Below are 7,859 nucleotides of genomic sequence, written 5' to 3'. Positions count from 1 at the left end.
ACTAGCGTGACAGGTGAGACTTCCGCCGGTGCTTGCACCAAGAGGCTCACCGCACGCCCCGCGGAAAGCGAGCAGCCTGGAACGGAAATCAACAGCTTACAGACTTCTTGGACAGCCCCGTTTATCGCGCTCTTATACGATTCCATCGTACATATCCAGCTTACGGTCATTTTGGCAGTTTTCACAGATGTGCAGGATTTTAGCAGGAATACTGGTTTGGTCGTTTTCCCTCTGTTCTTCCATTCCACAGATTTCACATTTCTTCATGATGTGCCTTCTCCTTTAGCCTATCAGAATTATTGAAGCTCACCATCTTCAACAGCATAGCCGCTTTCATGGATGGCTTGAACAAAGTCCTCATAGGAAGCCATTTTTTCATCGAAACTTATGCTTGCCTCTCCCCGTTTTATATTTACATCAAGCTGTCCAATCCCCCACACGTGCTGAAGAGCATGGGCAATTTTAGCGGCATCCTGTTCATTTACGATATCTTTGATTTTTATAATTTTTGTTTCCAATCCTGGCTTCACCCTTTATTTATTATGTCTTGGTACATCCGAAATACCTTCACCCATGCCCTGCAAAAACTCCGTCATCATCGACATCGTTGCCCTCGTTTCAGGGTTTCTCATCCTTTTGCCTAATTCCCAGAGGCTCGGCTTTTCCTGTTTTTCAACGGATTCGGCCGCCCGTTCCAGCCCTTTGCTGAGTCCCGACAGCATGGTTTTCAGTTGATCCGGGTTTAAGGTGCCTAAGAAGTTAAAAGCGTTGATTCCGTTTTTTATCGTCTTGTGCATCTCAGGCTTATTCAATTGTTGAACGGCGATCACTCCCACATCATTGCGTTTTTCAATCAGTGCCGAAAGCGTATCCAGGGCACCCATTTCATGGAGGTTTTTCACGATTCCTATCATGGTCAGAATGGCCTCGCTGTTGTTTGCAAGCTCATTGACAATGCCTGAAACCGCTTCTGCCTGCACTTCTTCCCGGGTGTGAATTTGCTTTTTAATTTGCTTGATTGCTTTCGCCATATTCGTCCCCCCTTATTAAATCTTCTATTGGCGTAAAATCCGAACGCTTCCACTTGCCTTCTACTCGAACACTGATCTGGGGAATGCGGTTGCCAAAACGGTGATTCACTTTCGGAAGCGGCGGTTCTCCTGACGCCTCCAGTACTTCCATCCTCACATCCATTTCTTTGTAGGCCGGTGTATGTGTAACAATATCATGGTAGCTGCTCGTTAACTTATTTACCGCTTCAATGTCTTCCCTTGTGTTCATCGTTAAATAAAGCTCATTGCCTTTTACCCGTTCGGTAACCATAGCCCGTACTTCCACATTTCCATACGGAGAAGTCAGGCTGACTAACGCACCGTCCTCGATCTTTCGCTCAAGAGCAAGCTGAGGAGAAATTTCTACCCAAGGATGAGGAACTTTGTGTGTCAGGCCATCCGATTTATACGTCATGTTTCCTTCGTGGAAGTGCTCCAGCAAACGGCCGTTGTTCAAATGCAGGTCATACTCTTCTCCCGGTTTAAAGGGCTCTGTCCACTCAACAGCGACCAGTCTCGCCTTGCCGTCAGGAAATGCAAACCGTTCCTGGTATAACAGAGGAGAATCTGTTCCATCTGCCGCCACAGGCCAAAGCTGGCTTTTCCACCCTTCCAGTCTTTCATAGCTTACACCCGCGAACATTTTCGCCAGGCTCGCTGCCTCTGCCATAATTTCACCTGGATGAGTATAGTTCCAATTCGCCCCTAAAACGTTGGCAAGATCCCGAAAGATTTCCCAATCCGCCTTTGACTGTCCAAGCGGTTCCAATACTTTATAAAACCGCTGGATGCGGCGTTCGGTATTCACGAAGGTTCCATCCTTTTCAAGACTTGGCGCGGCAGGCAAGATGACATCTGCGAATTGTGCCGTTTTACTGAAGAAAATATCCTGTACCACAAAAAAGTCCAGTTTTTCAAAGCCGGCATCCACGAAATTTGAATTGGAATCCACCAATGACATATCCTCTCCAAACAAATAGAGCGCTTTTAATGTTCCTTTATGGATCGCCTCTACCATTTGATGATTGTCCAATCCTGGCTCTTCGGACAGTGTAACTCCCCATGCTTGTTCATAGCGTTCACGCACCTGCTTGTCCTGTACAGGCTCATACCCAGGGAACCATGCAGGCATGGTTCCGAAATCACAAGCACCCTGCACATTGTTATGTCCTCTTAATGGATAGGCACCGGTCCCTGTTCGTCCGTAGTTTCCTGTGATCAACAGCAGATTGGAGATCGCTGTACTCGTGTCCGTAGCTCCCATGTGCTGGGTCACACCCATTGCCCATAATGCACAAACGGATTTCGCCTCATGAATTGTGGCCGCGATTCGAATCAATTCATCTTTCTTTATGCCTGTTTTTTCTTCGGCATATTCCAGCGTGAATTTTTGCAGGGATGATCGATAATCGTCCAGCCCGTTCACCCGGTTTTTCAAGAACTCTTTATCTTCCCATCCTTGATCGATGATATATTTCGTAATCGCTGAAAGCCAAATCAAATCGGTACCTGGTTTTGGATGAAGGTGTATATCAGCCCGCTCTGCCAGTTCATTTTTCCTCAGGTCGGCTACAATCAATTTTTGGCCGTGCAGTTTATGCGCTCTCTTGATCCTTGTAGCCAGCACAGGATGAGATTCAGCTGGATTGGCCCCGACAACGATCACAAGCTCTGCGGCCGCGATATCTTTTATTGTCCCGGCATCACCGCCAATACCCACCGTCCGCATTAAACCAGCTGTGGCTGGGGACTGGCAGTATCTTGAGCAGTTGTCCACATTATTGGATCCCATGATGGCACGCACAAATTTTTGAAAAAGGAAATTCTCTTCATTGGAGCATTTGGAAGAGGCGATATAGCCAATGGAATTTGGACCATGCTGATCTTTAATCTCTGTCAGTTTGCTCGCGATTAATTTCAGTGCTTCTTCCCAGGTCGCTTCAACAAATTCTTCTCCCTGACGGATTAAAGGTTTTGTCAATCGTTCTTCACTGTTGACAAAATCCCAGCCCCATTTCCCTTTTACACAAGTTGAAATGCCATTGACAGGAGCTTCCTCACTTGGTTCAATTTTTAGAATATCCCTTCCTTTTGTCCATACTTCAAAGCTGCAGCCTACTCCACAATACGTACAAACCGTTTTGGTCCTTTTGATCCGGGCTTTCCGCATGGCTGCTTCCATTTCAGAAATCGCGAAAATTTCGTTATACCCCGGTTCTACTTCCTTCGTAAGATCAATCATCGGCCCCAGCATGTTTGCTGGAATCCCTGTCAGATAACCCGCTTCTCCAAGCATGGATTTCTCCATCAACGCATTGCATGGACAAACCGTCACACAATGACCGCAAGAAACACATGAAGATTCATCGATCGGTACATCGTTATCCCAAATCACACGCGGAGCTTCACGTTCCCAATCGATCGTCAGCGTCTCATTTACCTGCAGATCCTGGCATGCTTCGACGCATCTCCCGCATAAAATGCACTGATCTGGTTCATAGCGGTAGAAGGGATGAGAGTTATCCGGCGGATAGGGCTTTGCTTCGAATTTATATTTTTGATGTTCAATCTCCAAATATTCCGCGGTGTTATGAACCACACAATTACCATTGTTGTTATCGCAGACGGTGCAATAGAGCTCATGGTTTTTCAAGATCCTCGACATCGCTTCATATTGCGCATCCTTTACCGTCTTCGATAACGTATCTACTTCCATTCCTGGCTTGGCTTTTGTTGAACAAGCCCGTACAAGCTCTCCTTCTACTTGAACAAAGCAGGTATCGCATGTTTGAATGGTGCCAAGATCAGGATGGTAACAAATACTCGGTATCTCGTAATCCTGAGATTTGGCAACTTCAAGAATGGTTTTTCCCTCAGTGGCAGCAAAGTCTTTTCCATTGATCTTGATTGAAAACTGTTTTTCTTCCATTGAATGCGCTTCCCTCTTTTCATTATTTCATTTCCTTTGCATAGCATTTCCAAAAATGAAAGTAATTAAAAGGAAACTGCATATGAGATAGCAGGATTGGTTACTATTTTTATAGACAGGATTCAAGAAGGAGTGTTAGATGGATGGAGAATGACACATTGTTTTCGCATGTCAAATCGATGATTGTTTCATCTACGAAAGTGCCGAAATGTATGGCGGTATCCACAGTGAAGGTTGCTGATCTGTATGGGGTAAAGCCAATGGAAATTGAACAGGGACTGAATGCACTGGTGGATGAAGGGAGATTAAAACGGGAGAAATTGAACGATTATCCACATTATGAGGTGTATTTATTGCCATAAGATTTTGCCGAAGAAATTATATATAAAAACAGGCTGTTGAACTTGTGAGGTCAACAGCCTGTTTTTTTACCCATCGCTTATAAGGCTTTCTGTTTAAGCTGGGAATTGTCATTATCATTTTCATTTTCTTCTCTAACAAAGCTGTTGCTTCCTGCACCCATCCCTACTACATAGAGAAGTATGGCCGCAACGACTAAAATGATAAGCGGAACCGTCCAGCTATGGGTCTGATCATGCAGGAAGCCGAAAAGAGCCGGTCCTATGGCAGCCAGCAAATACCCGACAGATTGTGCCATACCCGAAAGCTCTGCCGCCTGATGGGCATTTTGCGTCCGCAGCAAGAAAAACATGTTGGCAAGGCCGAATCCTGATCCGATTCCAATTCCAATCAGGATGACATAAACAGGTGCGAGCCATGTCATTCCACTAAGAATACCCGCATAGCCCAAGAGCAAAAAGATGACAGTGAAAGCTACTAACTTGCGCTGGTTAGCACTTCTTCCCGCTAAAATCGGCACAATAAAAGTAGGCGGAAGGCTTGCAAATTGAGTTAATGATAAAAGCCAGCCTGCTTTTGTCGGGTTAACCCCCTGTTGATGCAAAATAGCCGGGAGCCAGGTAATGATGGCATAAAAGACGGTGGATTGCAGCCCCATAAACAAGGTAACCTTCCATGCAAGCCCGGAACCCCAAAGGTGCGTCCCTGAAGAAGAAGATTTAGGAATATGCTGTTTTTGAAGCAGCTGAGGGATCCACACAATGATGGATACGAGAGAAATGAGTGCCCAGCATACGAGGGAAAAGCGCCAGCCATACCCCAACCCTTTTGTAATCGGAATACTGACGCCAGAGGCAATAGCAGCCCACATATTCATTGAAACGGAATAGGTGCCAGTCATCATCCCGACTTTGTTTGGAAATTCCCTTTTGATTAAGCTTGGCAACAATACGTTACACACCGCAATGGCAATTCCGAGCAAAATCGTCCCGCTGAACAAACCTGGTGTAAAAGGAACAGAACGCAAAAGAATACCTGCTCCCAATAAAAGTAAAGCTCCAAACAGGGTATGCTCCAATCCAAACCTCCGGGCGATTTTTGGGGCGACCGGTGAGATCAGGGCAAAGGCAAGCAGTGGCAGCGTAGTCAGCATTCCTGCTAATGTATTGGACATTCCAGTATTTTTACGAATGATTTCGATGATTGGACCTACACAGGTTAACGGTGCCCTTAAATTAGCACCTGCAAAAACGATGCCCAGGATGAGCAGCCATACTCCAGGCTTAGAAACGGATTGAGTATGATAAATCTGTTTTTTTGAAATCACATTGCTTCCTCCTCAAAATTCTTGGTGCAGCTTTCTTCTATGATGAAACTCCTGAAAAACAACAGAACACAGCAGTGCTTTCTAAAAAAGAAAATGCCCGACTCCTCCACAAACGCTACTCGTGTGGGGGGGTCTGGCACTATGTAGTCAGCCTATTTGTGTAGAAAGCAGCTGCCTGAAAAAGCGTCATAATTCCATTATAACACAAATCCCTGTCCTTTACAGGGATAAAGGGTAAAAGGATGTTGAATGAACATGTTATGCCCCTTCAACATTAAAAAGGACGGCACTTGCTTTAGCAACCATTTCCTTTTGATCATTAAAGACTTGGCATTCGGTATGGGTCAGTGTTCTACCCTCTTTTACAACCTGTGCATGGGCAACTAATAAATCACCTTTTCCTCCTTTTAAAAAGGAAACATTTAGGTCGACAGTTACCACCTTCTGCTGATTGTTTTCATTGGGTTCAATCGTATTGCACATGGCTACATCCGCCAATGAAGAGATAATGCCCCCATGAACGACTCCCAGACTATTACGATACATCGATTTTACGGGTAAGCTCACTTTAACCGTTTTCTGATCCACTCTTTCATACTCAAGCTCCAAAAATTGATCAAACGCTTGTTTTATGAACATGAAACACCACTCCTGCCTCTTCTATTTATTCGTTAAAAGTATAGGGCTCAATAGGAAAAGCTGTCAAAAATGACAGCTTCGGCTTTATATCAATAATGAAATTGCCGGACGCGGTAATCAAGCAACGCAAAGCGTCCTAACTAGTCCACTCTATCCTTCTCAAGAACCGTAAAATCCTTGTCTACCAACCAAACTTGGTTCACTCGGCTCCCCGGATCACTTTCTGTACCACTGAAGTGCTGCGCCACACATACATCAAAAAAGCTCTTTACCTGTTGATTATAGGCAGCCTTTTTTGATTGAATGATAAAGAACTTTTCTTCCTTCGCGATAATGGCTTGCGTATCAAGAACGGCGTGATACCGATTTAAGTCGCCGAAGTTGTAGGACATATACTTATTAAACGCTGACTCTATCTCCTTTTTCTTTTGGTTTCTGGCTTCTCTTAGCTGGGTGACTGAATCATTGGGCTTTTCTTGTCCGAGATTTGATGAAACCGGTGCCGCCTGCACGTATTTTGCAAACAGCGCATCATTCACTTTAAAACCAACATATAAACCCGTCACGACCATCAACATGAAAATGATTATAGGCTCTCTTTTACCCATAGATCCCTCCACACTCAACCAATAATCCATTCTCTCTTTACATCCTATGTTTACTAGGGGGAAAAATAGTCTATTAATTTTATTCTTTCAAAAAAAATGTTTAGAGGGTGGCTCATTTTCCTCTTTCTGAGGCGTTACTTGCGATTCGACAAAGTTTACTTGCGGAAATGTTCTCATTACTTGCGATTTTGCCTTCATTACTTGCGAAAAGTCGGACTTTACTTGCGGTTCGACAAGGTTTACTTGCAAAACACATCATTTTCATAAAACCTCTGCCGGCTGAACTCTCTTGAATATTCTAAAAATGTTGATAAACTCAATTTATATAACGATTTGATAAAAAGGAGATTTATATGATTAATAAAATTGGGAAAATAACGGTGTATGTCCAAGATCAAGAAGAAGCTAAAGATTTTTGGCTAAATAAAATGAACTTTGTTTTAAAAGCGGACCAGCCTATGGGGCCAAACGCATCTTGGATCGAAGTGGGACCAAGTGAAGACGAATTTACCACCTTAGTTCTTTATTCAAAGGCAGCAATGGAACAGCAAAAACCATCTAAAGTTGCACATCCGTCCGTTTTATTCAGTACGACTGATATAGAATCCGCTTATGAAGAAATGAAACAACGTGGTGTGGAAGTAGATGAAATGCTAAGATTGCCTTTTGGGAACATGTTTTCATTCAAAGATCAAGATGGCAATGATTATTTATTAAGGGAAGACAAATAAAGGATACACGAGAAAAGGGGGCTGTCCAAGAAGTCTGTAAGCTGTTGATTTCCGTTCCAGGGTGCTCGCTTTCCGCGGGGCGTGCGGTGAGCCTCTTGGCGCTAGCGCCTGCGGGAGTCTCACCTGTCACGCTAGTCCCGCAGGACAAGGAACGCTGCGGCAGCGGTGCATCGCACGAAGAAAATGTGATTTTCATTTTCGAGGATCTCGCAC

At 44.4% G+C, this 7,859-nt stretch carries 9 protein-coding genes; 2 read left to right on the top strand and 7 right to left on the bottom strand.

From position 1 onward, the window contains the following. Positions 1-132: 132 nt before the first annotated feature. The 4 genes from P4361_RS21035 to fdhF are packed head-to-tail and all read right to left on the bottom strand — an operon-like array spanning position 133 to position 3,981. Positions 133-267 (bottom strand): hypothetical protein, encoded by a 135-nt coding sequence (locus P4361_RS21035; protein WP_256224861.1) that lies wholly within the window; start codon positions 265-267, stop codon positions 133-135. Positions 268-296: 29 nt separating this feature from the next. Continuing rightward, on the bottom strand, positions 297-518 hold the full coding sequence (locus P4361_RS21030) for a heavy-metal-associated domain-containing protein (RefSeq protein ID WP_328090854.1): 222 nt from the start codon (positions 516-518) through the stop codon (positions 297-299). Positions 519-533: 15 nt separating this feature from the next. Further along, the gene (locus tag P4361_RS21025; protein ID WP_328090853.1) at positions 534-1,031 is read right to left on the bottom strand and encodes a DUF1641 domain-containing protein; all 498 of its coding nucleotides are present in this window, start codon (positions 1,029-1,031) and stop codon (positions 534-536) included. Continuing rightward, the gene (gene fdhF / locus P4361_RS21020; RefSeq protein ID WP_328090852.1) at positions 1,006-3,981 is read right to left on the bottom strand and encodes a formate dehydrogenase subunit alpha; all 2,976 of its coding nucleotides are present in this window, start codon (positions 3,979-3,981) and stop codon (positions 1,006-1,008) included. Before fdhF ends, P4361_RS21025 begins: the two co-directional genes overlap by 26 nt. A 143-nt stretch (positions 3,982-4,124) precedes the next feature. Between fdhF and P4361_RS21015 the strand changes: the two genes are divergently transcribed. Beyond that, complete coding sequence (locus tag P4361_RS21015; protein ID WP_328090851.1) at positions 4,125-4,343, top strand: hypothetical protein; 219 nt, start codon at positions 4,125-4,127, stop codon at positions 4,341-4,343. A 77-nt stretch (positions 4,344-4,420) separates the two neighbouring features. Here P4361_RS21015 and P4361_RS21010 read toward each other — a convergent pair whose 3' ends face one another. From P4361_RS21010 to P4361_RS21000, 3 genes are all read right to left on the bottom strand, one after another. Next, positions 4,421-5,668 carry an MFS transporter gene (locus P4361_RS21010; RefSeq protein WP_328090850.1) on the bottom strand — a complete coding sequence of 416 codons (1,248 nt, stop codon included), beginning with the start codon at positions 5,666-5,668 and terminating at the stop codon, positions 4,421-4,423. Between the two features lie 258 nt (positions 5,669-5,926). Further along, positions 5,927-6,307, bottom strand: a complete 381-nt coding sequence (locus P4361_RS21005) for a PaaI family thioesterase (protein ID WP_053356717.1) — start codon at positions 6,305-6,307, stop codon at positions 5,927-5,929. 140 nt (positions 6,308-6,447) lie between these two features. Further along, positions 6,448-6,945, bottom strand: a complete 498-nt coding sequence (locus tag P4361_RS21000) for a hypothetical protein (RefSeq protein WP_328090849.1) — start codon at positions 6,943-6,945, stop codon at positions 6,448-6,450. Between the two features lie 323 nt (positions 6,946-7,268). Between P4361_RS21000 and P4361_RS20995 the strand changes: the two genes are divergently transcribed. Beyond that, entirely contained in the window at positions 7,269-7,646 is a 378-nt protein-coding gene (locus P4361_RS20995) for a VOC family protein (protein WP_062237305.1), read from the top strand. The last annotated feature ends 213 nt before the right edge of the window (positions 7,647-7,859 follow it).

The organism is Fictibacillus sp. B-59209 (assembly GCF_036216745.1).
GTDB classification, from domain to species: domain Bacteria; phylum Bacillota; class Bacilli; order Bacillales; family Fictibacillaceae; genus Fictibacillus_C; species Fictibacillus_C marinisediminis.
The sequence above is the reverse complement of the archived record's forward strand: the minus strand, read 5'-3'. Positions and strand labels throughout refer to the sequence as shown.

Bases quoted from the DNA above. Each gene is read 5' to 3' on its own strand.
- P4361_RS21000 (WP_328090849.1), bottom strand. From the start codon at position 6,945: ATGGATTATTGGTTGAGTGTGGAGGGATCTATGGGTAAAAGAGAGCCT.
- P4361_RS21025 (WP_328090853.1), bottom strand. From the start codon at position 1,031: ATGGCGAAAGCAATCAAGCAAATTAAAAAGCAAATTCACACCCGGGAA.
- P4361_RS21015 (WP_328090851.1), top strand. From the start codon at position 4,125: ATGGAGAATGACACATTGTTTTCGCATGTCAAATCGATGATTGTTTCA.
- P4361_RS20995 (WP_062237305.1), top strand. From the start codon at position 7,269: ATGATTAATAAAATTGGGAAAATAACGGTGTATGTCCAAGATCAAGAA.
- P4361_RS21035 (WP_256224861.1), bottom strand. From the start codon at position 267: ATGAAGAAATGTGAAATCTGTGGAATGGAAGAACAGAGGGAAAACGAC.
- P4361_RS21005 (WP_053356717.1), bottom strand. From the start codon at position 6,307: ATGTTCATAAAACAAGCGTTTGATCAATTTTTGGAGCTTGAGTATGAA.
- fdhF (WP_328090852.1), bottom strand. From the start codon at position 3,981: ATGGAAGAAAAACAGTTTTCAATCAAGATCAATGGAAAAGACTTTGCT.